The 23,154-nt window shown below is 64.9% G+C and carries 22 protein-coding genes and 1 pseudogene; 11 read left to right on the top strand and 12 right to left on the bottom strand.

All coding sequences use genetic code 11. The annotated features are described in order from the left end of the window. Positions 1–138: 138 nt before the first annotated feature. Positions 139–849, top strand: coding sequence for a DUF3047 domain-containing protein (locus ACX0MV_RS00175; RefSeq protein WP_458980468.1), 711 nt, complete (start codon positions 139–141; stop codon positions 847–849). A 132-nt stretch (positions 850–981) separates the two neighbouring features. On the opposite strand, the gene ACX0MV_RS00170 is transcribed toward ACX0MV_RS00175, so the two are convergent. The 3 genes from ACX0MV_RS00170 to ACX0MV_RS00160 form a co-directional block, all read right to left on the bottom strand. Further along, on the bottom strand, positions 982–1,146 hold the full coding sequence (locus ACX0MV_RS00170) for a rubredoxin (protein ID WP_458980467.1): 165 nt from the start codon (positions 1,144–1,146) through the stop codon (positions 982–984). Next, entirely contained in the window at positions 1,143–1,850 is a 708-nt protein-coding gene (locus ACX0MV_RS00165) for an NAD(P)H-dependent oxidoreductase (protein WP_458980466.1), read from the bottom strand. Before ACX0MV_RS00165 ends, ACX0MV_RS00170 begins: the two co-directional genes overlap by 4 nt. A gap of 61 nt (positions 1,851–1,911) precedes the next feature. Beyond that, a complete protein-coding gene (locus tag ACX0MV_RS00160) occupies positions 1,912–2,982 on the bottom strand; it encodes a fatty acid desaturase (protein WP_458980465.1) in 1,071 nt (356 codons plus the stop codon). 117 nt (positions 2,983–3,099) lie between these two features. On the opposite strand from ACX0MV_RS00160, the gene ACX0MV_RS00155 reads away from it, so the two are divergent. Continuing rightward, positions 3,100–4,113, top strand: coding sequence for an AraC family transcriptional regulator (locus tag ACX0MV_RS00155; protein WP_458980464.1), 1,014 nt, complete (start codon positions 3,100–3,102; stop codon positions 4,111–4,113). Continuing rightward, a complete protein-coding gene (locus tag ACX0MV_RS00150; RefSeq protein WP_458980463.1) occupies positions 4,110–5,186 on the top strand; it encodes an FAD-dependent oxidoreductase in 1,077 nt (358 codons plus the stop codon). Before ACX0MV_RS00155 ends, ACX0MV_RS00150 begins: the two co-directional genes overlap by 4 nt. Positions 5,187–5,382: 196 nt before the next feature. Here ACX0MV_RS00150 and ACX0MV_RS00145 read toward each other — a convergent pair whose 3' ends face one another. From ACX0MV_RS00145 to ACX0MV_RS00125, 5 genes are all read right to left on the bottom strand, one after another. Beyond that, complete coding sequence (locus ACX0MV_RS00145; protein WP_458980462.1) at positions 5,383–6,723, bottom strand: hemolysin family protein; 1,341 nt, start codon at positions 6,721–6,723, stop codon at positions 5,383–5,385. 80 nt (positions 6,724–6,803) lie between these two features. Then, positions 6,804–8,108, bottom strand: a complete 1,305-nt coding sequence (gene phoR, locus ACX0MV_RS00140) for a phosphate regulon sensor histidine kinase PhoR (RefSeq protein ID WP_458980461.1) — start codon at positions 8,106–8,108, stop codon at positions 6,804–6,806. 90 nt (positions 8,109–8,198) lie between these two features. Beyond that, positions 8,199–8,888: a phosphate regulon transcriptional regulator PhoB gene (phoB, locus tag ACX0MV_RS00135; RefSeq protein ID WP_458980460.1), complete on the bottom strand. Its 690-nt coding sequence runs from the start codon at positions 8,886–8,888 to the stop codon at positions 8,199–8,201. 108 nt (positions 8,889–8,996) lie between these two features. Beyond that, positions 8,997–9,890: a 4-hydroxybenzoate octaprenyltransferase gene (ubiA, locus tag ACX0MV_RS00130; RefSeq protein ID WP_458980459.1), complete on the bottom strand. Its 894-nt coding sequence runs from the start codon at positions 9,888–9,890 to the stop codon at positions 8,997–8,999. Positions 9,891–9,999: 109 nt separating this feature from the next. After that, on the bottom strand, positions 10,000–10,563 hold the full coding sequence (locus ACX0MV_RS00125) for a chorismate--pyruvate lyase family protein (RefSeq protein ID WP_458980458.1): 564 nt from the start codon (positions 10,561–10,563) through the stop codon (positions 10,000–10,002). A gap of 192 nt (positions 10,564–10,755) precedes the next feature. On the opposite strand from ACX0MV_RS00125, the gene ACX0MV_RS00120 reads away from it, so the two are divergent. From ACX0MV_RS00120 to ACX0MV_RS00100, 5 genes are all read left to right on the top strand, one after another. Next, positions 10,756–10,923 carry a rubredoxin gene (locus ACX0MV_RS00120; RefSeq protein WP_458980457.1) on the top strand — a complete coding sequence of 56 codons (168 nt, stop codon included), beginning with the start codon at positions 10,756–10,758 and terminating at the stop codon, positions 10,921–10,923. Between the two features lie 113 nt (positions 10,924–11,036). After that, positions 11,037–12,185, top strand: a complete 1,149-nt coding sequence (locus ACX0MV_RS00115; protein ID WP_458980456.1) for an NAD(P)/FAD-dependent oxidoreductase — start codon at positions 11,037–11,039, stop codon at positions 12,183–12,185. A gap of 187 nt (positions 12,186–12,372) precedes the next feature. Further along, the gene (locus ACX0MV_RS00110) at positions 12,373–12,645 is read left to right on the top strand and encodes an HU family DNA-binding protein (RefSeq protein ID WP_458980455.1); all 273 of its coding nucleotides are present in this window, start codon (positions 12,373–12,375) and stop codon (positions 12,643–12,645) included. A 133-nt stretch (positions 12,646–12,778) separates the two neighbouring features. After that, positions 12,779–13,171: a helicase gene (locus tag ACX0MV_RS00105; protein WP_458980454.1), complete on the top strand. Its 393-nt coding sequence runs from the start codon at positions 12,779–12,781 to the stop codon at positions 13,169–13,171. Positions 13,172–13,251: 80 nt separating this feature from the next. Further along, complete coding sequence (locus tag ACX0MV_RS00100) at positions 13,252–13,989, top strand: hypothetical protein (RefSeq protein WP_458980453.1); 738 nt, start codon at positions 13,252–13,254, stop codon at positions 13,987–13,989. 78 nt (positions 13,990–14,067) lie between these two features. On the opposite strand, the gene ACX0MV_RS00095 is transcribed toward ACX0MV_RS00100, so the two are convergent. The 3 genes from ACX0MV_RS00095 to ACX0MV_RS00085 all read right to left on the bottom strand — a co-directional run bounded on the left by ACX0MV_RS00095 (position 14,068) and on the right by ACX0MV_RS00085 (position 18,578). Next, complete coding sequence (locus ACX0MV_RS00095) at positions 14,068–15,474, bottom strand: aminoacyl-tRNA deacylase and HDOD domain-containing protein (RefSeq protein WP_458980452.1); 1,407 nt, start codon at positions 15,472–15,474, stop codon at positions 14,068–14,070. Positions 15,475–15,565: 91 nt separating this feature from the next. Then, on the bottom strand, positions 15,566–17,641 hold the full coding sequence (recG, locus tag ACX0MV_RS00090) for an ATP-dependent DNA helicase RecG (protein ID WP_458980451.1): 2,076 nt from the start codon (positions 17,639–17,641) through the stop codon (positions 15,566–15,568). 10 nt (positions 17,642–17,651) lie between these two features. Continuing rightward, a complete protein-coding gene (locus tag ACX0MV_RS00085) occupies positions 17,652–18,578 on the bottom strand; it encodes a hydrogen peroxide-inducible genes activator (protein ID WP_458980450.1) in 927 nt (308 codons plus the stop codon). Between the two features lie 95 nt (positions 18,579–18,673). Between ACX0MV_RS00085 and ACX0MV_RS00080 the strand changes: the two genes are divergently transcribed. From ACX0MV_RS00080 to ACX0MV_RS00070, 3 genes and pseudogenes are all read left to right on the top strand, one after another. After that, positions 18,674–19,528, top strand: coding sequence for an SDR family oxidoreductase (locus tag ACX0MV_RS00080; protein WP_458980449.1), 855 nt, complete (start codon positions 18,674–18,676; stop codon positions 19,526–19,528). Between the two features lies 1 nt (position 19,529). Next, positions 19,530–20,327: a helix-turn-helix transcriptional regulator gene (locus ACX0MV_RS00075; RefSeq protein WP_458980448.1), complete on the top strand. Its 798-nt coding sequence runs from the start codon at positions 19,530–19,532 to the stop codon at positions 20,325–20,327. A 68-nt stretch (positions 20,328–20,395) separates the two neighbouring features. After that, positions 20,396–20,958, top strand: a pseudogene (locus ACX0MV_RS00070) (LysE family translocator). Positions 20,959–21,018: 60 nt separating this feature from the next. On the opposite strand, the gene ACX0MV_RS00065 reads toward ACX0MV_RS00070, so the two are convergent. Next, on the bottom strand, positions 21,019–23,097 hold the full coding sequence (locus tag ACX0MV_RS00065; protein ID WP_458980447.1) for an HD domain-containing phosphohydrolase: 2,079 nt from the start codon (positions 23,095–23,097) through the stop codon (positions 21,019–21,021). Positions 23,098–23,154 lie beyond the last annotated feature (57 nt).

Here is a 23,154-nt window from a genome sequence, read left to right as displayed (position 1 = left end):
ATCTCGTTCGGTTACCGCCGCTGAGCATGAGAGGGCCAGATTCTGTAGGGTGCGCCCTGTGCACCAGCGATGCGACGTCCAAGGTGCGCATGACGCACCCTACTCATTGGTGGGTCATAATTGGTGGGTCATAGCCTAATGCGTTATTTGCCGTTCACCCTGTTGCTACTGGTGCTGCACGCCAGTGCCGAAAATCAGCTAACGCCCTGGACAGCCGGCCCGCCCAATGGCGAATGGTCGGCGCCCTGGCGCCTGGCGGATATTCCCAAACTCACGCCTTCCGCGCGCGGCCTGGTCGAGCAGGGGGGCCGGTCGGTGTTGCGCATAGAGGCGGATGCGGCTGCCGGCGGGCTGCTGCATCCACTGGATCTACCGGGCGATCAGCCTTGGCAACTGAGCTGGCAATGGCGCACCGAGCGCACGCTCGACCAGGCGCGCTTCGCCACTCGCGAGGGCGACGATTACGCGGCGCGGGTGTATGTGCTGCTGGATTACCCGCTGGATAACCTGTCGTTCGTTACCCGGCAGAAGCTGCGCCTGGCGCGCACCTTCTTCGATCCGGAGCTGCCGGCGGCGACCCTCAGCTACGTCTGGGACAACCGCATGGCGCCCGGCGAGCACGCCCGCAGCGCCTATACCGAGACAGTGGAGATGCATGTGCTGCGTGGCCCCGAGGCGCCGCTCGGGCAATGGCTGACGGAAAGCCGCGACCTGCGCGCCGATGCCATCGCCGCTTTCGGCAGCGCGCCACGGCGCATTCTCGGTGTGGTGTTCGCCGCCGACAGCGACAACACTGGCGAGCGTGCTGAGAGTTATTTTGCCGACCCGCAGTTGCTTGAGCGACGCTAGTTTCAGCTGGTGCGTGCGCACGGCGCACCCTACGGGTATTTGCAAGTGCGTAGATTGCAGGCGAAGCCGGCCGTCAAGCCAAGAAAGGCCAGCAACTCCACCACGTAGGGTGCGCCATGCGCACCGGGCTTGCTAAATCTCGCGCATCTCGAAGTCGGCTTTGCCTACCCCGCAATCCGGGCACAGCCAATCCTCGGGAACCTCGCTCCAGGGGGTGCCGGCGGCGATGCCTTCGTCGGGCCAGCCCGCGGCCTCGTCATAGATCAGCCCGCAGACCACGCAGATCCAGGTCTTCATCGGTGCAGCGGCCGGAGCCGGCCGTCGTAAGCGTCCAGGGTCGGCATTTCCAGCAGGGCCAATTCGTCCAGTTGCAGCAGGTAGCGGCGGTAGTCGGCGAGCATCTGCTCGCGCGCGGCGTGGTCGATATAGGGCACGTGGTAGGCGGCGAACGGCGGCAGCACGCCGAGCCCGGCATAGGCCAGGGTGCCACGCTGCAGCGGCCGCAGCATGGTCTCCAGCTCGCCGTGGATGGCGTTCTCGTCGGCAAACATGTGCGGCTGAGCGCCGAGGGTCAGGCTCAGCAGTGCACGCTTGCCGCGCAGGCCGCCGCGGTCATAGAACCGCACTCCGCCGTAGCAGACGCCGGAGACCAGCACGCGGTCGATCCAGCCCTTGAGGATGGCCGGCACCGAGCACCAGTAGAGTGGAAAATTGAGAATCAGCAGATCCGCCCACAGCAGCTTGTCCAGCTCCGCGGTGATGTCCGGTGCCAGCGTCCGCTGGCCATAGGCGTGACGTTGCTCCAGGGCATACACGAGGTAGTCGGGCTCGCTGCGCTGGCCGAAGTCCGCGGCGGAGGCGACCGGGTTCCAGTTCATCGCATACAGGTCCGACACCTGCACCTGGTGCCCGGCTCCGCTCAAGGTGGCATAGGCCAGCCGCTGCATCGCCGCACAGAAGGATTGCGGCTCCGGGTGCGCATGGACGATCAGTACATTCATGAAGGCTTACCGCTAAGGGGGCGAGGGCAACGCGGCGCCTGTTTCGGCGCCGCGTCTGTGGTCATGCAGTCTGAGGTTGTTGTACCGATTGCTTGCTGGCGCGGCGGGTCCAGCGGTTGGCTCGGGCGAAGGTGCCGAAATCGTTGAAGCGCACGCCGTGCTCGCGCATCACCCGGTGGGCGAATGGCACGCTTAATTGACGGATATAGAAGGGTTCCTTGACCACGAAGTGGTGAATCGCATGGCTGCTGCCGAAGTTGAAGCAGAACGCCTGCAGCGGCCACAGCCACCAGGGATTGAGCACCTGGGTCTGCTGGATCACGTTGCCCGGTTCGACGTCACCATAGTAATGCATGTTGGAACTGACGAAGTGCAGGCAGAACGTCCGCAGCACATTGGGGCCAACCAGCACCACCACGGCGATATTCACCACGCTCATCACCTCCAGGGTGGTCGCCGACCAGGCGATCGGCGCGCCCAGCAGGCTGGCGACGGCATTGGCGCCGTGGAACCCGAGGAACAGGTACCAGGTGCCCCAGTTGAGCAGACCCAGCGGCGCGTAGACCTTGAGCGTGCGGCTGACAATCATCCAGCGGTGCTGACGGGTTTTCGCACGCAGGAAGCGGATGAAGGACGACATCATGTTGTCGCCGACCATCAACAGACGGGCCAAGCCCCAGGGCTCGCCATTGGTGATGGCGCGTTCTTCCAGATCGGCTTCGGTGCCGGACACCTTGTGGTGATTGAGGTGCAGATGGCGGCGCACCCAGGGGTTGATGGTGCTTGGCCGAGCGAGCCAGACCAGCGCCATCATCAGGTTGTGCGGCACCTTGCGCTTGCGAAAATACATCGAGTGGATCAGGTCGTGCTCCAGCTCGTGGGTCAGCGAGGCGAAGAAGGCATTGAGCAGCAGGCACAGCCACCAGGCCATATGGCCGGCGACATACAGCGCTGCCGAAACCACCATCCCGCCGAGGGCGAAGGCGAGAATGCCGGCGCCCAGCGCATCCTGGTGCTTGAGCAGGGGGAAGCGCTGGCGCAGCTCCACGCCGTGGGCCATCACCTGTTCGCGAATCAGGGCGCTGCGCTGGGCATCGCTCATCGACGAAGACGTTGCGGCGGAGTGGGTCATGGTTACATCCTCTTGTGGCAGGGCGTCACTAGTTTTGACATGGCGCCACTATGTCGCGAGGATCGTCGGAGCGCCTGACCCAGAACGCCAACCTTTTGACCGGACACGCCAACCTGCATGACAGCTGAACCCACCACCCTGGCCAGTTGGACCCGCGCGCTGCGCAAGCAGCTCGACGCCCTGGGCCTGGACAGCACGGAGCTGTGCCGCGCCGCCGGCCTGGAGCCGAACCTGCTGGACGACCCCAACGCGCGCTGCCCGCTGTCGATCACCACGCGCCTGTGGCAGCTGGCGGTGCAGGCCAGCGGCGACCCGGCGCTGGGCCTGAAGACTTCGCAGTTCGTCAGCCCGACCACCTTCCACGCCCTGGGCTACGCGCTGGTCGCCAGCAGCAGCCTGCGTGAGATGTTCGAGCGCATCGTGCGTTATCACCGGGTGGTCAGCGACGCGCTCGAACTGGAACTGCGCGCCTGCGATGACAGCTATGAATTCCGTTTCTGGGTGCCGGCCGGCAGCCCGCCGCCGGCGCCCGAGGCGCTGGATGCCTTCGCGGCAATCTACGTGCGCAGTTGCCGCAATCGCCTTAATCGCGACTTCGCGCCCCTGGCGGTGCACCTGCAACGTGCCGCGCCAGCGGATCCCGAGCCCTGGTACAGCACCTTTCGCGCGCCTTTGTCGTTCAGCGCCGCGGACAACCTGCTGCGCTTTCCCCGCGCGGCGTTTGAACAGCGTCTAGACGACGGCAACCCGGAGCTGGCCGAGCACAACGAGGCCGTACTCAAACGCACCCTCGAACAGCTGCAGGCGAGTCACTGGAGCGCCAAGGTGCGCGCCTGCCTGCAGGCGCAGTTGCCGGATGGCGAACCCTCTGCCGAGCGCGTCGCCCAGGCCCTGCACCTGAGCCTGCGCAGCCTGCAGCGGCATCTGGCCGAGGAGGGCAGCGGCTACGAAAGCCTGCTCAGCGAGACGCGCCGCAGCCTTGCCTTGCAGCACATGCGCGACCCGCGCTGCAGCATCAGCGAGATCGCCTACCTGCTCGGTTTCGCCGACACCAGCAGCTTCAGCCGCGCGTTCAAGCGCTGGACCGGCCAGGCGCCGAGCCAGTACCGCGAGGGGCGCGAATGGCCATGAATCATTACGACCTGTTACTGCTGGGCGCCGGCCACGCCCACCTCGGGGTACTGCGTCGCTGGGCACTGCTCGAACGCCCGCCCGGGCGCATCGGCCTGCTCAGCCCGGGCCCGACGGCCTGGTATTCGGGCATGTTGCCGGGATGGCTGGCCGGCCGCTTCGCCGCTGCCGACTGCCAGGTGGAACTGCAGCCTCTGTGCCGCGCCGCCAAGGTTGAGCTGATCATCGGTGAGGCGCAGGCTGTGTCGGCGGTGCAGCAGCACGTACAACTAACGGATGGCCGGGCGCTGGTCGCCGACTGGTTGTCGCTGAATGTGGGCGGACAGGTGTCGTCGCCTCCTCAGATCGGCAGTGCGATGCAACTGTTACCGGTGAAACCCTTCGCCGGATTCATGCACGGCTGGCAAGCGTGGCAGGCGGCACCGCGACCGCTGGCGATCCTTGGCGGCGGTGCGGCCGGGGTCGAACTGGCGCTGGCGCTCGCCGGGCAGGTGCCGCAGCTGGCGGTGTTCTGCGGCGGACCCTTGTTGGCCGGGCATTCGGCTGGCCTGCGCCTGCGCGCGTTGGGCCATCTGCGTCAGCGTGGGGTGCAGGTGCGCGAAGATTGCCCGATCGATCGGATCGACGAAGATTGCCTGATCAGCGGCGCCGAGCCGGTCTGGCGCGGTAGCCGGCTACTGCTGGCCACAGGCGCCGAGGCCTTGCCCTGGCTTGCCGAAAGCGGCCTGCGCTGCGATGAGCGCGGCTTCGTTCACGTTACGCCTACGTTGCAGAGCGAAGCGCACCCGCACGTATTCGCCGTCGGCGACTGCGCCCATTTCCCCGGCGCGCGCAAAAGCGGGGTGTACTCGGTGCGCCAGGGGCCGGTGCTGGCGAACAATCTCAACGCTGTTTTGCGCGGCCTGCCGTTGCGCGCCTACCGCGCCCAGCGCCAGAGCCTGGCGTTGCTGGCGACCGGCGACGGCGGTGCATTGCTCGGTTGGTACGAACTCAGCGCCGGCGGAAAGCTGTTCGGCCGTTGGAAGGATTACCTCGACCGGGGCTTTATCCAGCGTCATCGACTGGTGGGTTGACAGTTCAAGCGCGTCTGCCGCAATGGCTGGCGTAGGTCGTCTCACCTCTCTCCAGGCGGTACGTATGATCGTCACGCTCGATATGGCGGTCAACGCATGAATGGGCGAGTGAAACGACGCAATGGCGTTTACCCGCCGTGCGAGGTGCGCCGATGCAGCGCCAGTCTATTGCCTTCAGTACAGTCGCCCAGCTGCATCAATCCAGCCTGAGCACCTTGGCCAGGACGATCTTCGGGCCTTTCATCTTCTTGACGATGATGCGCAGGCCTTCGACGTCCAGCACTTCTTCTTCGGCGGGCACGCGGTTGAGGGTTTCGTAGATCAGGCCGGCCAGGGTTTCGGCCTCGATATGGTCGAGGTTGACGCTGAGCAGGCGTTCGACCTTGAACAGCGGCGTGTCGCCACGCACCAGCAGCTTGCCGGGTTGATAGGCGAGGATGCCGCGCTCGGCCTTGCGGTGTTCGTCCTGGATATCGCCGACCAGGGCCTCCAGCACGTCTTCCATGGTCAGGTAGCCAATGACCTTGCCGTCAGCCTCCTCGACCAGCGCGAAGTGCGAGCCGCCCTTGCGGAACTGTTCCAGCAGGCTGGACAGCGGCATGTGCCGGCTGACCCGTTCGACCGGATGCATCAGCTCGCTGAGCTTGAGCGCGGACGGCAGCATTTCCAGCAGCGAGAGGTGCAGCAGCAGGTCCTTGATGTGCAGCACGCCGACAAACTCGCCGCTGGTCTCGTCATACACCGGGTAGCGGCTGTACTTGTGCCGGCGGAACACGCTGAACACTTCATCCAGCGCAGCCGTGAGCGACAGGTAGATCAGGTCTTCGCGCGAGTTGGCCCAGTCCACCACTTCCAGCTCGCCCATCTCCACGGCGGATGCGAGCACGCGCATGTCCTGGTCGCTGGGGTCGCTGGCGCGGCTGGAGTGCAGGATCAGCTTGAGCTCGTCGCGGCTGTAATGGTGCTCGTGGTGCGGTCCCGGCTCGCCTTGCCCGGCGATCCGCAGGATGGCGTTGGCGCTGGCGTTGAGCAGGAAAATCGCCGGGTACATGGCCCAGTAGAACAGGTACAGCGGCGCAGCGGTCCACAGCGACAGCAGCTCCGGTTTACGGATGGCCCAGGACTTGGGCGCCAGCTCGCCGACCACGATGTGCAGGTAGGAAATGATGAAGAACGCGGTAAAGAAGGCGATGCCATGGATCAGCTTCGGCGATTCGATGCCGATCGCGCTGAGCAGGGGTTCGAGCAGGTGAGCAAAGGCGGGTTCGCCGACCCAGCCCAAGCCAAGGGAGGCCAGGGTGATGCCCAGTTGGCAGGCCGACAGGTAGGCGTCCAGCTGGTTGTGCACGGTGCGCAGGATGTGCCCGCGCCAGCCATTCTTGGCCGCCAGCGCTTCGACCTTAGTGGCGCGCAGCTTGACGATGGCGAACTCGGCGGCAACGAAAAAACCGTTGAGCACGACCAGAAACAGAGCGAATAGAACGAGGCCGAAATCGGCGAAATAGCTGGTAGCGACGTAGCTCGTGGAGGGGTCCATGATGGGTTCGGTTGGCTGATGAGGGCTAAAGAGTGGCGGCAGACGCCCGCCTTTGCAAGCGCGGCCGCGGTGATCGGCGGCTAGCTGCGGCGGACCAGTTGGGTGCCGGGGAAATGGCAGGTGAAGGTGCTGCCTTTGCCCAGGGTGCTGTCGATGTCCAGGCGTGCGCGGTGGCGCAGCAGCACATGCTTGACGATGGCCAGGCCCAGGCCGGTGCCGCCGGTGTTGCTGGCCCGGCTGGAGTCCACCCGGTAGAAACGCTCGGTCAGACGCGGCAGGTGCTTGGCCTCGATACCCAGGCCGCTGTCCTCGACCGCCAGGTGCGCGCCGTGCTCGTCGGCCCACCAGCGGATGCTGATATGACCCTCGTTGGGCGTGTACTTGACGGCGTTGAATACCAGGTTGGAAAACGCGCTGCGCAACTCGGCCTCGCTGCCCTTGAGCTTGAGATGCGGATCGGCTTCCAGGCTGATGCGGTGGCCGCGTTCGGCGGACAGCGCCTGCGCATCGTTCTTGATCGACAGCAGCAGCAGATCGACCGCCACCGGCAGGTTGTCCGAGGGGTAATCGGTCGCTTCCAGCTTCGCCAGCAAGAGCAGGTCGTTGAGCAGGTTCTGCATGCGCCCGCCTTGCTGCTGCATTTGCTGCAGCGCCCGCAGCCAGCGCGGGTTCACTTCGTCGACGTTATCCAGCAGGGTTTCCAGGTAACCGGCAATCACGGTCAGCGGCGTGCGCAATTCGTGGGAGACGTTGGCGACGAAGTCTTTGCGCATCTGTTCGAGCTGATGCAGGCGGGTGATGTCGCGCACCAGCATCAGGTGTTCGCGATTGCCGTATTGAGTGATATGGAATTGCAGGCGGCGACGAGCATTGATCGGCGATGGCAGTTCCAGCGGCTCCAGGTAATTGCTGCGCTCGAAGTACTCGATGAAGCGCGGGTCGCGTACCAGATTGATGATCGGCTGGCCGCCGTCCTGCAGGGTTTTCAGCCCCAGCAGTTTTTCTGCGGCGAGGTTCCACCATTCCAGGTTGCCGTCGCGGTCGAGCATGATCACCGCATCCTTCAGCGCCGCGGTTGATTCCTGCACGCGATCAATCACGGCCTGCAAGCGGGCGCGCGCCTTCTGGTCGCGGCGTTGCAGGTGATAGATGCTGTCGAATACCTCGCCCCAGAGCCCGTACCCTTCCGGTGGCGGCTGATTGTCTTCGCGGGTGCGCAGCCAGGTGTGCAGACGCAGCAATTGCTTCAGGTGCCAGCCCAGGTAGCCGGCCAGGCCGATCACCAGCGCCCAGGCATATTCGCCAGTGATCAGGCCCACCAGCAGGCATGCACCGATCAACAGCAGCAAGCGGCGTATCAGGGGGCCGCGCCAGTCTTGATTCACTTAGAACTCATCCGCCAATCGATCCATTCTGCCGGCCAACCGAACTGCCAGCGCAATCCTACCCTGCGCCGCACCCGCGTGGGCAAGCCGCTAGGTCTTGGTCGAGAACCGATAGCCCGTGCCGCGCACGGTTTGCACCAGGTTTTCATAGACATCGCCGAGGGCTTTGCGCAGCCGGCGAATGTGTACATCCACCGTGCGCTCTTCCACGTACACGTTGCCGCCCCATACCTGGTCGAGCAATTGCCCACGGGTGTAGGCGCGCTCCTGATGGGTCATGAAGAACTGCAGCAGACGGTACTCGGTGGGGCCCATCTCTGCCGGCTTGCCGTCGATGGTGACGCGGTGGCTGATCGGGTCGAGCAACAGCCCGCCGACTTCGATAGGAGTTTCGCTGTCAGTCGCGCCGGCGCGGCGCAGCACCGCCTTGAGGCGGGCGACCAGCTCGCGCGGCGAGAACGGTTTGGTGATGTAGTCGTCGGCGCCGACTTCCAGGCCCTGGATCTTGTTGTCCTCTTCGCCCTTGGCGGTGAGCATGATGATCGGGATATCACCGGTCAACTCGTCGCGCTTGAGGCGGCGGGCCAGTTCGATGCCGCTGGTGCCGGGCAGCATCCAGTCGAGCAGGATCAGGTCCGGTTTGCGATCGACGATGATGGCGTGAGCCTGCTGAGTGTTCTCGGCTTCCAGGCATTCATAGCCGGCCATTTCCAGTGCCACCGCAATCATTTCGCGAATGGGCGCTTCGTCGTCAACGATCAGAATGTTCTTGCCAACCATGGATCGAGCCTCGGGTCATATCGCTGTCATGGGGCTGCATTAGATAACGGAATTATTGCAGTGATATGACAACTGCAGGTGCCAGCAGCCTACATCAGGGCCTTCCGGTTAATTGCTCAACGCGTAATCGAGCACGAGGCCGAGGAAAATCGCCAGCCCCGCCCAGTGGTTGTGCAGGAAGGCGTTGAAGCAGGCCATGGGTTTGCGGTTGCGGGTCTTGTGATATTCCCAGGCGAAGCAGGCGGCCGCGACCAGCAGGCCCAGGTGGAAATACACGCCCAGTTCAAAGCGCGAACCGGCGAGGATCAGGCACAGCAGGGCCAAGCCTTGCAGCGTGGCGATAATCAGGCGGTCGGCTTCGCCGAACAGGATGGCGGTGGATTTCACCCCGATTTTCAGGTCGTCGTCGCGGTCGGCCATCGCGTAATAGGTGTCGTAGGCCACCGTCCACAGCAGGTTGGCGATGTACAGCAGCCAGGCCTCCGGCGGCAGGCTGCCGGTTTCGGCGGTGAAGGCCATCGGCATGCCCCAGGAGAAGGCCGCACCGAGCACCACCTGGGGATAGAAGGTGTAGCGCTTCATGAACGGGTAGCACGCCGCCAGGGCCAGGCCGCCGAACGACAGCCAGATGGTAGTGGCGTTGGTAAACAGCACCAGAATGAAACTCAGCGCCACCAGCACGGCGAACAGGATCAGCGCTTCGCGCGGCTGCACCTTGCCACTGGCCAGCGGGCGCGCCTGGGTCCGTTTGACGTGACCGTCGAAGTCGCGGTCGGCGTAATCGTTGATCACGCAACCGGCGGCGCGCATCAGGATCACGCCGAACACGAAAATAAACAGGTTTTTCGCGCTCGGCACGCCTTCAGCCGCGACCCACAGCGCCCATAGCGTCGGCCACAGCAGCAGGTAAATGCCGATGGGTTTGTCCAGCCGCATCAGCTGGATGAAGTCCCAGGCGCGGGGGTGCAGGCGATTGAGCGATTTCAGCAGGCGGGTGTACATCGAGCGCGTCTCCATGCGAAGTGCGGCTGATTATACGGACGGTAGGGCGGATCACGCTTTATCGATCCACCAGTGGGGGTGCAAGGTAGATGTAAAAGCGACACCCACCCTACAGGCTGCCTTGCGGCTCGATAGCGGCAGCGGTCCAGAATTCGGGCAAGAACACCTCGGCCACCAGCACGCCGAGCGTGCCGCGGCTGAAACACGAGCGGCGTGCCCACAGGCCTTGCGCGCGCACTGCGGCGGGCAGCCAGTCGGCGGGGTAGCGGCAAGCCTGCAATTCGCCGCGGTCGAAGGCGCGGTCGCTGAACAGCAGCTCGCCCAGTGAACGACTGCCCAGGCGTTCGAGTGCCAGGCCGGAGCCTTCCAGGGCGCTGCGCGCGGCCACGCTACGGGCGAATACCCAGGGCTCACCAGCGCCGCGCAGGTACACCTCGCGCACCCAGCCTTCGCTATCGGCGGCTACGCCCAGCGCGGCACACTCGTCGGTGCGCAGGGTCTGCCAGCCCTCCAGCAGCGGCGTCACGCTGAAGCGGTCATTGGACAGCGCGCCAAGGCGACGGGTCAGCGACTCTTCATTGAACAGCCAGTCGAGCACCGCAGCGGTCGGCGCCGGATGCAGGCGATCGGCGGTGAGCCAGTGTGGTGGTCGGGCAGTAGCAGAGTGAGGCACGGTCTGGGCAACGGCAGGGGAAAGGCCGGCGAGTGTAACAAATGCGCCGCGCCTGGCCGCAGTGAGTTCTACCAAGCTAGGGCGCCGGTTTAGCTCGTTTGCGGCGGCCGGCGTTCGTCGCGGCGGCTTGGCGCATCGGTGCATTTACGGTAGTTTGCCCGCGCAATAGCCGTGAGCTCGCCTGAGGTAATTATGAAAAAGTGGCAATGTGTGGTCTGTGGACTGATTTACGACGAAAGCCAGGGCTGGCCGGATGAAGACATCGCTCCAGGCACCCGTTGGGAAGATGTACCCGCTGACTGGCTGTGCCCGGATTGTGGCGTGGGCAAGATGGATTTCGAAATGATCGAGATCGCCTGATCTCAAGCCTTCAAGCGGCGACCTGCGGGTCGCCGTTTTTTGTTACCCCTGTTTTTACCCAGGCCAGACCGCTAAGCACCACGCATCGCCGTTGCGGCCATGAGGAGTTCGAGATGAGTGCACCCGTAGTGATCGTCGGTACCGGCCTGGCTGGCTACAACCTGGCGCGCGAGTTCCGCAAGCTGGATGGCGACACGCCGCTGCTGCTGATCACCGCGGACGATGGCCGCTCGTACTCCAAGCCGATGCTCTCGACCGGGTTCGCCAAGAACAAGGACGCCGAGGGTCTGAGCATGGCCGAGCCGGGTGCCATGGCCGACCAGCTCAAGGCGGAAATTCGCACCCACACGCGCATCAGCGGTATCGATCCGGGGCATCGCCAGCTGTGGATCGGCGAGGAGGCCGTGCCGTACCGCGACCTGATCCTGGCCTGGGGTGCGGAGGTGATTCGGGTGCCGGTGGAAGGTGATGCGCCGGATGCGATCTTTTCGGTCAACGACCTCGAAGATTACGGCCGTTTCCGTGCCGCGGCGGCCGGCAAGTCGCGCGTGTTGCTGCTGGGCGCCGGCCTGATTGGCTGCGAATTTGCCAATGACCTGAGCCTGGCCGGCTATCAGATCGACCTGGTCGCGCCCTGCGAACAGGTGATGCCGGCGCTGTTGCACCCCGCGGCGGCAGGCGCTGTTCAGGCCGGGCTGGAAAGCCTCGGCGTGCGCTTCCACCTGGGGCCGCTGTTGACTCGCCTGAACCGGGTCGCGGATGGCCTGCAGGCGCACCTCTCCGATGGCAGCGTGATTGCCTGCGACCTGGTGCTTTCGGCGGTCGGCCTGCGCCCGCGCATCGACCTGGCCGCGGCGGCCGGGCTGGCGGTCAACCGCGGCGTGATGGTCGATCGCCAGCTGCGCACCTCCCACGCCAACATCTATGCGCTGGGCGATTGCGCCGAGGTGGACGGCCTCAACTTGCTGTACGTGATGCCGTTGATGAGCTGCGCCCGCGCCCTGGCGCAGACCCTGGCCGGTACGCCAACAGCCGTCAGTTACGGCGCCATGCCGGTGACGGTGAAAACGCCGGTTTGCCCGCTGGTGGTATCGCCGCCGCCCCTCGGCACCCAAGGCGAATGGACGGTGCAGGGCAGCGGCAGCGACATCAAGGCACTCTGCCACGATGCCTCCGGCGCGCTGCTGGGATACGCGCTGACCGGCGCGGCGGTGCAGGAAAAGCTGGCGCTGAATAAGCAGTTGCCTGCACTTTTGGCGTGATTGACGGCTGTTCTGTCGGATTCGCCATAAAGGTGCCCAAGGAAACCGTCTGACAAGACTGGCGTAGGGCCACTTCGCATGCCATTCTCCAAGGGTCTGCCGCAGCGCAGCGCTGTTGCAGCGCCTTGGGCGCTGTTCTGTACCGAGCAGCACTGACACAACAACAATAACCGTCAAAGAGGCATTTATGCGTAAACCGGAACTCGCCGCCGCCATTGCCGAAAAGGCAGATCTGACCAAAGATCAGGCTAACCGTGTACTCAACGCCGTACTTGAAGAAATCACCGGGGCACTGAACCGCAAGGACAGTGTGACACTGGTTGGTTTCGGCACCTTCCTTCAACGTCACCGCGGTGCTCGCACCGGCAAAAACCCGCAAACCGGGGAGCCAGTCAAGATCAAAGCCAGCAACACGGTCGCCTTCAAACCGGGCAAGTCCCTGAAAGACGCCGTCAACTGAGCCGCAAGCCCGGAGCCGCGCGGCTCCGGGCGTTTCACCCCCGCATCGCCAAGCGCTCACGCCGCCCGCTGTAGTCCTCGCAGCAAACCGCTACAATGCGCGCCGCCGTCTACCCCCTACCGAGGCCTTGCGCATGAAATTTCGTTTTCTCCTGTGGATGATGGGCCGTCTGATGGCCAAAGCCAGCCGCGAAAACCCTGCCTTCCAAGAGCAGCTGGTCAATCGCGACATGGTCTTCCAGCTGCACACTCTGGACAGTAAGGTCGCCCGCCATTTCATCGTCAAGGACCAGCGCATCACCAGCAAGCGCGGCACCGTCGACGCGCCCGCCTTCGCCATCGGCTTCAAGGACGGCGCCTACGGTTTCGCCACCATGAACGCGAAGAACAAGCAGCTGGCGTTTATGCAGGGCATCCAGAACAAGGACATCCAGATCCAGGGCAACCCTGCGCTGGTGATGTGGTTCCAGGGCCTGACCAAGTACCTGATGCCGAAAAAGAAGAGCAGCGAGAAAAAGGCTGCCTGATCGCACAAACCCGCGCGCCGGTGCTGGCCGGCACCAGCGCCATTCGCTAGGCTGGCCGCAGTTCCCCGGGATTTTTCGCCATGCGTCTGTTCATCGTTCTGCCCCTCGTGTTCGCCGCTACCTTCAGCCACGCCGCCCCACCCAAAGCCGAAGCCTTTGCCCCCGTGTTCGAACTGGCCGGCATTCGCCTGCTCTGTGAGCAAAGCGCACCGCTGGTGCAGCGCGGGCTGGACAAGCAGCAGCAGGCAAAACTGGCCAAGGCCTTCGCCGCCGATGCGCTGTGCCTCGACCTGGCCAAACGGCTGGTCGGCGATCTTGATCAAGCGCAACTGCAGCAGGCCAAGCAACTGCTCGACAGCCCGTTGGCCCAGCGCTTCACCGCCGCCGAACGGGCGATTGGTGAAGACGCTGGCGAAGGATTGGCGAACTACCGCAAGCAGCTCGCCGAGCGCCCGCCGCGTCAGGACCGCCTGGAGCTGATCCGGCGTCTCGACCGTGCCGCACACACCACGACACTTGCCACCCTGCTGCGCTATGAAGTGGGCAAGACCCAGGCGTTGCTTGCGCTCAAGGCCCGTGGCGAAACCATCGGCGAACAGGCGCTGAGCAGTCAGACCAAATCCCAGGCCGACGCCTTGCGCGCCTCGAGCGCCGAGGCCGTCGAGTCATTTATGCTCTATGCCTACCGGCAGATGCCGAGCAGCCAGCTAGCCGAATACGCGGCGCTGTATGAACAGCCGGCGGTCACGTCGTTGCTGGAGGGTAGCGTCAAGGCGCTGCCGGAAGTGTTCGCCGCGCGGCGTGCGGCGCTGAAGTAAGCCGCGCCGATAAACGACGAAGGGGCCTGCGCGGCCCCTTCGTCGTTACTGCAGTTGCCGATTGCCTGCTGCGTGAGCTCAGGTGGCGGGGTGGAACTGCGAAGCCAGTTCGCGCAGCGCCGTTTCGGCGGCGAGCACCTTGTTCACCGCGTCATCGGCCTTTTCCCGGCTCAGACCGAGGTTATCCAGCAGGCTTTGCGGTATCTCGCTCTGCGGCCCCGCGCCGATGCCACGATTGCGCAGCAGGCTGACTGCCAGGCATACCAGGTTCGGATAGGCCGCATACGGGCCGTCGTATTCCGGGTCATGCTGGAAGCGCAGCGCGCTGGCCAGTTCTTCCGGCATGTCCCAGAAACGCATCAGCCAGGCGCCGATCTGCTCGCGGGTGATGCCGAGCAGGTGCTGCTCGATGTAGCCGGCCGACAGGTGCGGATTGGCTTCCAGGTGCCGGCAGATCAACGAAAAATGCGGCGGGAAGACATGGGCCAGGACCAGGTAGCCGAAGTTGTGCAGCAGTCCGGCGAGGTAGGTCAGGCCGGCTTCCGGACGCTGCGCGCGAGGCATGGCGCGGGTCAGGCCTTCGATTACCGCCGCGGTGTAGATCGACTGCTGCCAGTACGGCGTGGCGTGCTGCGGTTGATCCTTGGGCAGGCTCAGGGTTTTCCCCAGCGCCAGGCCGAGGGCCAGGTTGATCACCAGGTCGAAGCCGAGCACGCGGACGATCGCATCTTCCACCGAGCGGATCTTGCCGGGGGCGGCGTAGTAGGGCGAAGCGGCCCAGCTGACCACCTGCGCCGCCAGCGCCGGATCGGTTTCCACCACACCGGTGATGTCGTCCACGGTGGCGTCCGGGTCGACGCGAAAGCGGATGATCTTCTGCGCGGTTTCCGGCAGCGGCGGGATTTCGATGGTTTCCTCGAGGCGCTGCTGAATGCGCCGCGCGGTGAACGTCTGCACCGCCAGGGTGATCTCCGCGCGGTCGTCATCCGGGCGGTCAAGGTTCGGCCGGATGCTGCTGATCGGTTGGCCGAAGCGCGCCGCACTGGCTTTGCTGAGCAGAGTCTTGAAGGCGTCGCTGGGGATTTCCAGCAGCACGCCGGGCTGGCCGGACTCGATTAACAGGCTGGGGACGTCGAGCAGGCGTTCGTCATACAGGCAGGGCGAGCTGGTCAGCGGCGGCAGCCCCGGCAGGACGCTCAGGCTGTGCTTGCCGAGCATGCGTTCCAGGCGTTCGGCCTTGACCGCCGCGAGCTGACGCCCGGTCAGCTCCGCCAGGCGGTTGAGGTCCAGCAGCTGATTCTGCGGGTACAGCACCAGCAGGGCGCCGACCGCATCGTCGAGCAGTACCGCCTGCAGGCGCTGGGCAGCGGGCAGGCCGGGCTGGTCGCCGAGCACCTGGTGGGGCAGGCCGAGCTTCTCCAGCAACTGCAGAATCACCGCCGGTGCGCGCGGCGTAGTGTCGGGGAGAAGGGCTGGATCGGTCATGGCGGCGTCCATCTGAGGGGCATTTGCGCTGAAGTATAACCAGCGGACGAGCAGATCGACGGTTCCGGCAAAAATTGCCTTGTGCGCTGGATCACACTTGCCCGTATTGCTGGCCGTGCCGCAGCCAGCGCTCCAGCAGCGGGCTGACATGCTGCGGCCAGTGTGCGAGCAGCGCTTGCGCCGCATCGCGGACGGCCGGCAGGAGGTCCGCGTCGCGCATCAGGTCGGCGACCTTGAACTGCAAGAGCCCGGTTTGTCGGGTACCCAGCATTTCGCCGGGGCCGCGCAATTCCAGGTCTTTTTCGGCGATGACGAAGCCATCACAGGTCTCGCGCATGATGCCGAGGCGTTCCCGACCCAGCTGCGACAGCGGCGGATGGTAGAGCAGCACGCAGTGGCTGGCGGCGCTGCCCCGGCCGACCCGTCCGCGCAGCTGATGCAATTGGGCAAGGCCGAGCCGCTCGGGATTTTCGATGATCATCAAGCTGGCATTGGGCACGTCGACACCGACCTCGATCACCGTGGTCGCCACCAGCAATTGCAGGCGACCCTGTTTGAACTGTTCCATCACCGCGGCCTTTTCTGCGGGTTTCATGCGCCCGTGGATCAGCCCGACATGCAGCCCGCCGAGCGCGGCGCTGAGGTCCTCGAAGGTGGTTTCAGCGGCCTGGCAGGTCAGCTCCTCGGATTCCTCGATCAGCGTACAGACCCAATAAGCCTGGCGGCCTTCATTGCAGGCCGAGCGCACCCGCTCGACCACGTCCAGGCGGCGACTGTCGGCCACCAGCACGGTATTCACCGGCGTGCGCCCCGGCGGCAGCTCGTCGAGGATCGAGGTGTCAAGGTCGGCGTAGGCGCTCATCGCTAGGGTGCGCGGAATCGGCGTGGCGGTCATGATCAGCTGGTGCGGACACATGCGTCCGCCGATGCCTTTCTGCCGAAGCGCCAGGCGCTGCTGTACGCCGAAGCGGTGCTGTTCGTCGATGATCACCAGCGCCAGGCGGCTGAACTTCACCTCATCCTGAAACAGCGCATGGGTGCCCACCACCATCGGTGCGCCAGCGGCAATTTGCTCCAGCGCGGCGGCGCGCACCTTACCCTTGAGCTTGCCGGCCAGCCACGCGACGTCGATGCCGAGTGGTGCCAGCCAGCGACTGAAGTTGATGAAGTGCTGTTCGGCGAGGATTTCCGTCGGCGCCATCAGCGCCACCTGATATCCGGCCTCCAGCGCCTGCAGCGCGGCAAAGGCGGCGACCACGGTCTTGCCGGCACCGACGTCGCCCTGCACCAGGCGTAGCATGGGTTCGTCCTGGCTGAGGTCGTAGGCAATCTCGGCGCCGACCCGTTGTTGTGCGCCGGTGGGGGCAAAACCGAGGTTATCCAGAAACTGCTGCGGCAACCGCGTGGCGCGCGGCAGTTGCGGTGCCTGTTGCGCGCGCACGCTTTCGCGCAGGCGTTGCAGCGACAGCTGATGGGTGAGCAGTTCCTCGAAGGCCAGGCGGTGCTGCGCCCAGTGGCGGCCTTCGGCGAGTTCTTCCAGGTCGGCGTCCGGCGGCGGCCGGTGCAGGTAGCGGATGGCCTGATCGAGCGGGCTGAGCTGGTAATCGTCGGCCAGTTCACGCGGCAACCAGTCTGGCAGGCTGTGCGGACCGAGACGGGCCAGGGCCTGTTCGCTGAGCTGGCGCAGGCGCTGCTGGGTCAGGCCTTCGGTGGTCGGGTAGATCGGCGTCAGCGTTTGTTCGACCGCGATTGGGTCGCCGCCAGACAGTGCGCGGTATTCCGGGTGATAGATTTCCAGGCCCGACGAGCCGGGGCGGACTTCGCCATAGCAGCGCACCTGGGTGCCGCGCTTGAGTCCTTCCTTCTGCGCCTGGCTGAAGTGGTAGAAACGCAGGCTCAGGGTGCCGCTACCGTCCTGTAAACGCACCAGCAGGCTGCGTCGACGGCCCATCACCACGTCGGCGCCGGAGACGATGCCCTCGACCACCGCATCCTGGCCAGGACGCAGTGCGCCGATCGGAACGATGCGGGTGCGGTCCTGATAGCGCAGCGGCAGGTGGAACAGCACATCCTGCAGGGTTTCCAGGCCGACCTTGGCGAGTTTCTCGGCCAGCGCGGCACCGACGCCCTTCAGCGCGGTCACGGGTACCGTAGCCAGCTCGGTCATGGCGCCGGCCTTACGCGTCTTGTTTCGGCGCGCGGCTGACCGAACACAGGCGGATCGAATCGGCCAGCACTTCGATGGCCTTCGGCCGCGGGAAGCTGGCGCGCCAGGCAATGGCCACGGTGCGGAACGGCGCAGGCGCGCTGAGTGGGCGCACCTCGATCACGCCTGGTGCGTAGTGGTGGCTGTCCACAGCGGACAGCGGCAGGATCGAAACGCCGAGCCCGGAGGCGACCATATGGCGGATGGTTTCCAGCGAGCTGGATTCCACGGTGGTGTGCTGAGCATGTTCTTCGCCACCCTTGCGCAGGGTCGGACACGCCTCGAGCACCTGATCGCGGAAGCAGTGGCCCTCGCCGAGCAACAGCAGGCTCTTGTCGTTGAGGAGCTTGCTGTCGATGGTCTTCATTTCCGCCCACGGATGGCCCGCTGGCAGCAGCGCATAGAAGGGCTCGTCGTACAGCGGCTTGGTCAGTACGTCGGCTTCCTGGAACGGCAGCGCGATGATGATCGCGTCCAATTCGCCGGTGCGCAGCTTGTCGCGCAGCACGTGGGTGAAGTTTTCCTCGATGTACAACGGCATCTGCGCCGCGACCCGGTGCAACTGAGGAATCAGGTGCGGAAACAGGTAGGGGCCGACGGTGTAGATGGCGCCGATCTTCAGCGGCGCGACCAACTGGTTTTTGCCCGCCTGGGCCAGCTCGCGAATCCCCTGGGCCTGTTCCAGCACCTTCTGCGCCTGGGTGACGATGCCCTCGCCGACCGGCGTCAGGCGCACGGCGCTCTTACTGCGTTCGAATATCATCACCCCCAGCTCGTCCTCGAGCTTCTTCACCCCGACCGACAGCGTCGGCTGGCTGACGTGGCAGCGTTCGGCGGCACGGCCAAAATGTTGTTCCTGGGCGAGGGTCACGATGTAGCGCAGTTCGGTGAGGGTCATAGTGTTTATCCATTAAATTGCCGCTAAGCATAGCCTTTGCATTGCAATCAACCAACCGGGCTAAACTGCGCGCTCGCGAATTATGGGAGAGCGCAATGTCGATCACCTCTGTGATGATTGCCGGCTGTGGCGATGTCGGCAGCCGACTGGGTATTCGCCTGGCTGCGCTGGGCTGGACGGTGCATGGCTTGCGGCGCTCGGTCGAGCAATTGCCCGCGGTGATACGACCGGTGGCCGGTGATTTGCAACGTGATGATTGCCCCGCGGCCTGGCCTGGCGGTGCGCTGGATTACCTGGTGTATTGCGCAGCCGCCAATGCTCACGACGAGGCGGGCTACCGTGCGGCATATGTCGAGGGTTTGCGCCGCGTGTTCGGCTGGCTGGCGGCGCGTGGGCAACGGCCCAGGCGCGTGCTATTCGTGTCCAGCAGCGGTGTGTATGGTCAACAAGGCGGTGAGTGGGTCGACGAAGCGTCGCCCGCCGAGGCCCAGGGTTTTTCCGGTCGCATCATGCTGGAAGCGGAACAGCTGGCGCTGAGCAGCGGCTTCGCCGCCAGCGTGGTGCGCCTAACCGGCATCTACGGCCCGGGTCGGCAGTGGCTGCTGAGCCAGGTGCGCCAGGGTTACCGGGTGGTTGCCGAGCCACCGCTCTATGGCAACCGCATCCATGTCGACGATGCGGCTGGGCTGCTGGCGTTTCTGCTGCAGGCCGATCAGCGCGGTACGGCGCTGCAGGATTGCTATATCGGGGTCGATGACGAGCCCGCCCCGCTGCATGAAGTGGTGGCCTGGTTGCGTGCGCGTCTGGGTGTCAGCCATTGGGCCGAGCAGTCGAGCGTACGTCGCGCAGGCAGCAAGCGCTGCAGCAATGCCCGCGCCCGTGCCCTGGGCTGGGCGCCGCAGTATCCGAGTTACCGCGAGGGGTATGCATCGATCCTGGCGGAGCCCTGAGGTGAGCGGCAATCGCCTGCAGGTGCGGCCGTGGCTGCCGGGTGTGGAGCTGTTTCATGCGGACTTCTCCGGTCAGGCTTTCGGGCGTCACAGTCATGACGCCTTCGCCATCGGCGCGATTCTGCACGGCGTCGGCGGTTACCAATGCCGCGGGGTACGCCATGCACTGCCGGCAGGCACCCTGTCGTTGATGAACCCGCAGGAGCCGCATACCGGCCATGCCGAGACCGAGCGGCTGGTGTATCGCATGCTGTATATCGAAGAGTCGCGGTTGCCTGGCCTGCTGGGTCGCAAGCAGCTGCCGCGCGGTTTTTCCGCGCTCAACCCGACAGACGACGGTGCGGTTGCCGAGGGGCTGCGGCGCCTGGCCGAGCAGTTCGAGCGCGGCGATGCCCTGGGCCTGGAGAGCGAGCTGCTGGCGTTGCTCGAGCAGGTGTTCGTCCGCCACGGTGGGTTGCGCCCGGTGCAGGCTGCGCCACGCGATGGTGGGGTGACCGTGCGCTTGCGTGAGTACCTGGAGGCGCATTACTGCGAGGCCATCGCGCTGGAGCAGCTGGCTACCTTGTTGCAGCGGCACCCGCGCCATTTGATCGAAGCCTTTCGTCGCGCCTACGGCGTGCCGCCGCATACCTATGTGCTGCAGCGGCGGGTTCGTGAGGCCAAGCGGCGGCTGCTTGGCGGCGAACCGGCCGTCGAGGTGGCGCTGGCGCTGGGCTTTTATGACCAGGCGCATTTCTCCGGCACCTTCAAGCGCTTCACCGGCGTCAGCCCCGGTCAGTTCCGCCGCACCGCGATCTGAGTTTTTTCCAAGACTGGCTCCCCACCGCTGCTGACACTGGCGCCTGATCGTTGCCAGGAAGCTGCCCCATGTTCGCCTTGTTTCTTCTGGTCGCCAGCACCCATTTCGCCGCGCTGCTGTCGCCGGGCCCGGATTTCTTTCTGCTGATACGCGCCGCATTGCTCAAAGGCCGCGCCCATGCCGATGGCTGCGCCTGCGGCATCGCCCTGGCCAATCTGCTGAGCATGGCGCTGGTGCTGCTCGCCCTCAGCCTGTTACCCAGCGATGACGGCTGGCTGTGGCGTGGGGTGCAGGCGGCGGGCGGCGCGTACTTCACCTGGATCGGTTGTCAGGCGCTACTCGCGCGACGCGCGATCGAATTGTCACAGCCGTGCCAGACGACCGGGCGCTGGCGCACGGGTTGAGTGAAGGCTTATTGGCCAGCAGCCTGAATCCGAAACTGCCGGTGTTCTACGCCGGCCTGTTCGGCCTGCTGCGCGAGGCGGCCATGCCGAATTGGGGCGTGGCCCTGAGCATGCTGTGGATGACGCTGGTGGTGCTGCTCTGGGACCTGGCGCTGGTGCGCCTGTTGGGGCGAGCGCGCTGGCGCAGCTGGATGCAGCAGCGCGTGGCCTGGCTAGACCGCCTATGAGGCGCCTTGCTGCTCGCGCTGGGGCTGTGTCTGTTGGTGTTCGCCTAGCCGTAAGGCAGCTCAGTTTGGTTTGTGCAGGTAGGCCTCGACGTCCACCTCATCCAGCTGCTCGGGGTGCAGATGGCGGGCACCGTAGCGAAGGTGCAGGCCCTCGCGGAGAAACAGGGCGAACAGGTCGGCGTCGATATGCCCGCGGTCGCGCAGGTTGGCGAGGATGCCGATCGATTCGCTGAGCGTCTTGGCCTTCTTGTACGGCCGATCCGAAGCGGTCAGCGCCTCGAAGATATCGGCGATGGCCATGATGCGCGCCGGGATGGACAGGCTGGCGGCGTCCAATTGGCGTGGATAGCCGGTGCCGAGCAGGGTTTCGTGGTGGGTACCGGCGTACTCGGGCACGCGCCGCAGGTTTTTCGGGAAGGGCAGGTTTTCCAGCATGACGATGGTCTGGGTGATGTGCTCGTTGACCTTGAAACGCTCTTCGGCGGTCAGGGTGCCGCGGCTGACGCTGAGGTTGTACAGCTCGCCGAAGTTGAACTGGTATTCCGGCACCACCAGCTTGAAACCGTATTTGGGATCGAGTGCCTTGTTTTCCCCGCGCCTGAGCAGGTGCTCCGGCTTGTCCGCCAGCAGCTGCTCGGTGGTTGGCAGCGGCGGGCTGGGCAGGGCTTCGAGGCGGCGGCTTTCTTCGTGGGACAGGCCGAGGCGGTTGTCGAAGTGGCGGGTCCAGGTGCGCTGAGCGATGACGTGCAGGCGCTCGATGTTCTGCGATTCCATCTCCTCGCCACCGATATTGCACTGCGCCACGAACGCGAAGTCGTCCCGCAACTGCTGCGCGGCGGCACTGTAATGGGCATCGGCCTGGGTGCTAGGCTCGCCGGCAGCGATCCGCTCCAGCCGCTCGATCATCGCATCGCGCAGCAACACTTCGAAGCGCATGCGAATTTCGTGGATGCGGTTGTAGATGATTTCCAGCTTGGTGGCCTTGTCGACGATGTGCTCCGGCGTGGTGATCTTGCCGCAGTCGTGCAGCCAGGCGCCGATGCGAAACTCCCGCCATTCTTCGTCGGTATGGAAGCCGAAGGCTGCCAGCGGTCCCTCGCGCTCGGCGCTGGCCTGCTCGGCTAGCATCAAGGCGAGGTCCGGCACCCGCGCGCAGTGGCCGCCGGTATAGGGGCTCTTGGCGTCGATCGCACCGGCGAGGATTTCGATCATTGCGTCGATCAGCGCGGTTTGCGAGTCGATCAGGTTGTGGTTATCCAGCGCCACCGCCGATTGCGAGGCGAGTGCTTCGATAAACGAATGGCTCTGTGCGGAGAAGCCGACCACCGCACCGCTCACCGGGTCCAGGGCATTCATGAACTGCAGCACGCCCAGCACTTCGCCGCTGCGGGAGGCGAGCGGCACGCAGAGCATCGAGACGGTGCGATAGCCGGTGTCTTCGTCGAAACGCCGGGTGCCGGACAGGTCGAAGCGGGTTTCGCGGTAGACATCGTCGATCAGCACCGCCTGGTTATGCAGGGCGACGTAGGTGGACACGTGGTGTTCGTTGGGCTGCCCGCTCACCAGGTCATGCAGCGGCAACTCGATGCTCGGCAGGGTGTCCGCTTTCGAACGCAGGGTGATGCGCAGCGTGTCGTGGTCGGTCATCAGGTAGAGTGTGGCGGCATCAGCGTTGCAGATCCGCTTGCCCGCCATCAGGATGTGCCGCAACAGCCGGTGCTTGTCGCGTTCTGAGGACAGCAGCAGGCCGTTCTCCACCAGGCTGGCCAGCTTGCTCTGGGCGTCGCGCAGGGCGGTGGTCTGGGTTTGCAGCGAGTGTTTCATTTCGTTCTGATGCTGCTGCAGGTCTTCGAGCTCCCGAATAAAAGAGCGCGGATGAGGACTGGGACTAAAATCCAGGGTGCGGATCTTCTGCGCGTCGGTTTCGAGTACGCCGATGGCGCGCTTGATGCTCTCGAATCCGGCGATGGCGAACGGCAGCGTCAACAGCATCAGCAGCATGTTGATCAGCAATGCCGTGCGAATCTCGAAGATGTCCAAGCTGAGGGCGATGATCGGCAGGACCGGCATCAGGATGAACAGCAGCAACAGGGCTGTAGTCCAGGCCTCGTACCTGAGCTTGTATTTTCCAAATGTCATACGGCATCCTGCATAACAATCTCCGGCGCTTCGCTTGCGCCAGATTCGCGAAGGCCC

The sequence above is a fragment of the Pseudomonas cistanchae genome, assembly GCF_054483635.1.
Note: the sequence above shows the minus strand (reverse complement) of the source record. Positions and strands in the feature narration are given on the sequence as shown.

What these genes read in the sequence shown, in the direction of transcription:
- ACX0MV_RS00175 (WP_458980468.1), top strand. Translation starts at nt 139, where the DNA reads ATGCGTTATTTGCCGTTCACCCTGTTGCTACTGGTGCTGCACGCCAGT.
- ACX0MV_RS00170 (WP_458980467.1), bottom strand. Translation starts at nt 1,146, where the DNA reads ATGAAGACCTGGATCTGCGTGGTCTGCGGGCTGATCTATGACGAGGCC.
- ACX0MV_RS00165 (WP_458980466.1), bottom strand. Translation starts at nt 1,850, where the DNA reads ATGAATGTACTGATCGTCCATGCGCACCCGGAGCCGCAATCCTTCTGT.
- ACX0MV_RS00160 (WP_458980465.1), bottom strand. Translation starts at nt 2,982, where the DNA reads ATGACCCACTCCGCCGCAACGTCTTCGTCGATGAGCGATGCCCAGCGC.
- ACX0MV_RS00155 (WP_458980464.1), top strand. Translation starts at nt 3,100, where the DNA reads ATGACAGCTGAACCCACCACCCTGGCCAGTTGGACCCGCGCGCTGCGC.
- ACX0MV_RS00150 (WP_458980463.1), top strand. Translation starts at nt 4,110, where the DNA reads ATGAATCATTACGACCTGTTACTGCTGGGCGCCGGCCACGCCCACCTC.
- ACX0MV_RS00145 (WP_458980462.1), bottom strand. Translation starts at nt 6,723, where the DNA reads ATGGACCCCTCCACGAGCTACGTCGCTACCAGCTATTTCGCCGATTTC.
- phoB (WP_458980460.1), bottom strand. Translation starts at nt 8,888, where the DNA reads ATGGTTGGCAAGAACATTCTGATCGTTGACGACGAAGCGCCCATTCGC.
- ubiA (WP_458980459.1), bottom strand. Translation starts at nt 9,890, where the DNA reads ATGTACACCCGCCTGCTGAAATCGCTCAATCGCCTGCACCCCCGCGCC.
- ACX0MV_RS00120 (WP_458980457.1), top strand. Translation starts at nt 10,756, where the DNA reads ATGAAAAAGTGGCAATGTGTGGTCTGTGGACTGATTTACGACGAAAGC.
- ACX0MV_RS00115 (WP_458980456.1), top strand. Translation starts at nt 11,037, where the DNA reads ATGAGTGCACCCGTAGTGATCGTCGGTACCGGCCTGGCTGGCTACAAC.
- ACX0MV_RS00110 (WP_458980455.1), top strand. Translation starts at nt 12,373, where the DNA reads ATGCGTAAACCGGAACTCGCCGCCGCCATTGCCGAAAAGGCAGATCTG.
- ACX0MV_RS00105 (WP_458980454.1), top strand. Translation starts at nt 12,779, where the DNA reads ATGAAATTTCGTTTTCTCCTGTGGATGATGGGCCGTCTGATGGCCAAA.
- ACX0MV_RS00100 (WP_458980453.1), top strand. Translation starts at nt 13,252, where the DNA reads ATGCGTCTGTTCATCGTTCTGCCCCTCGTGTTCGCCGCTACCTTCAGC.
- ACX0MV_RS00095 (WP_458980452.1), bottom strand. Translation starts at nt 15,474, where the DNA reads ATGACCGATCCAGCCCTTCTCCCCGACACTACGCCGCGCGCACCGGCG.
- recG (WP_458980451.1), bottom strand. Translation starts at nt 17,641, where the DNA reads ATGACCGAGCTGGCTACGGTACCCGTGACCGCGCTGAAGGGCGTCGGT.
- ACX0MV_RS00085 (WP_458980450.1), bottom strand. Translation starts at nt 18,578, where the DNA reads ATGACCCTCACCGAACTGCGCTACATCGTGACCCTCGCCCAGGAACAA.
- ACX0MV_RS00080 (WP_458980449.1), top strand. Translation starts at nt 18,674, where the DNA reads ATGTCGATCACCTCTGTGATGATTGCCGGCTGTGGCGATGTCGGCAGC.
- ACX0MV_RS00065 (WP_458980447.1), bottom strand. Translation starts at nt 23,097, where the DNA reads ATGACATTTGGAAAATACAAGCTCAGGTACGAGGCCTGGACTACAGCC.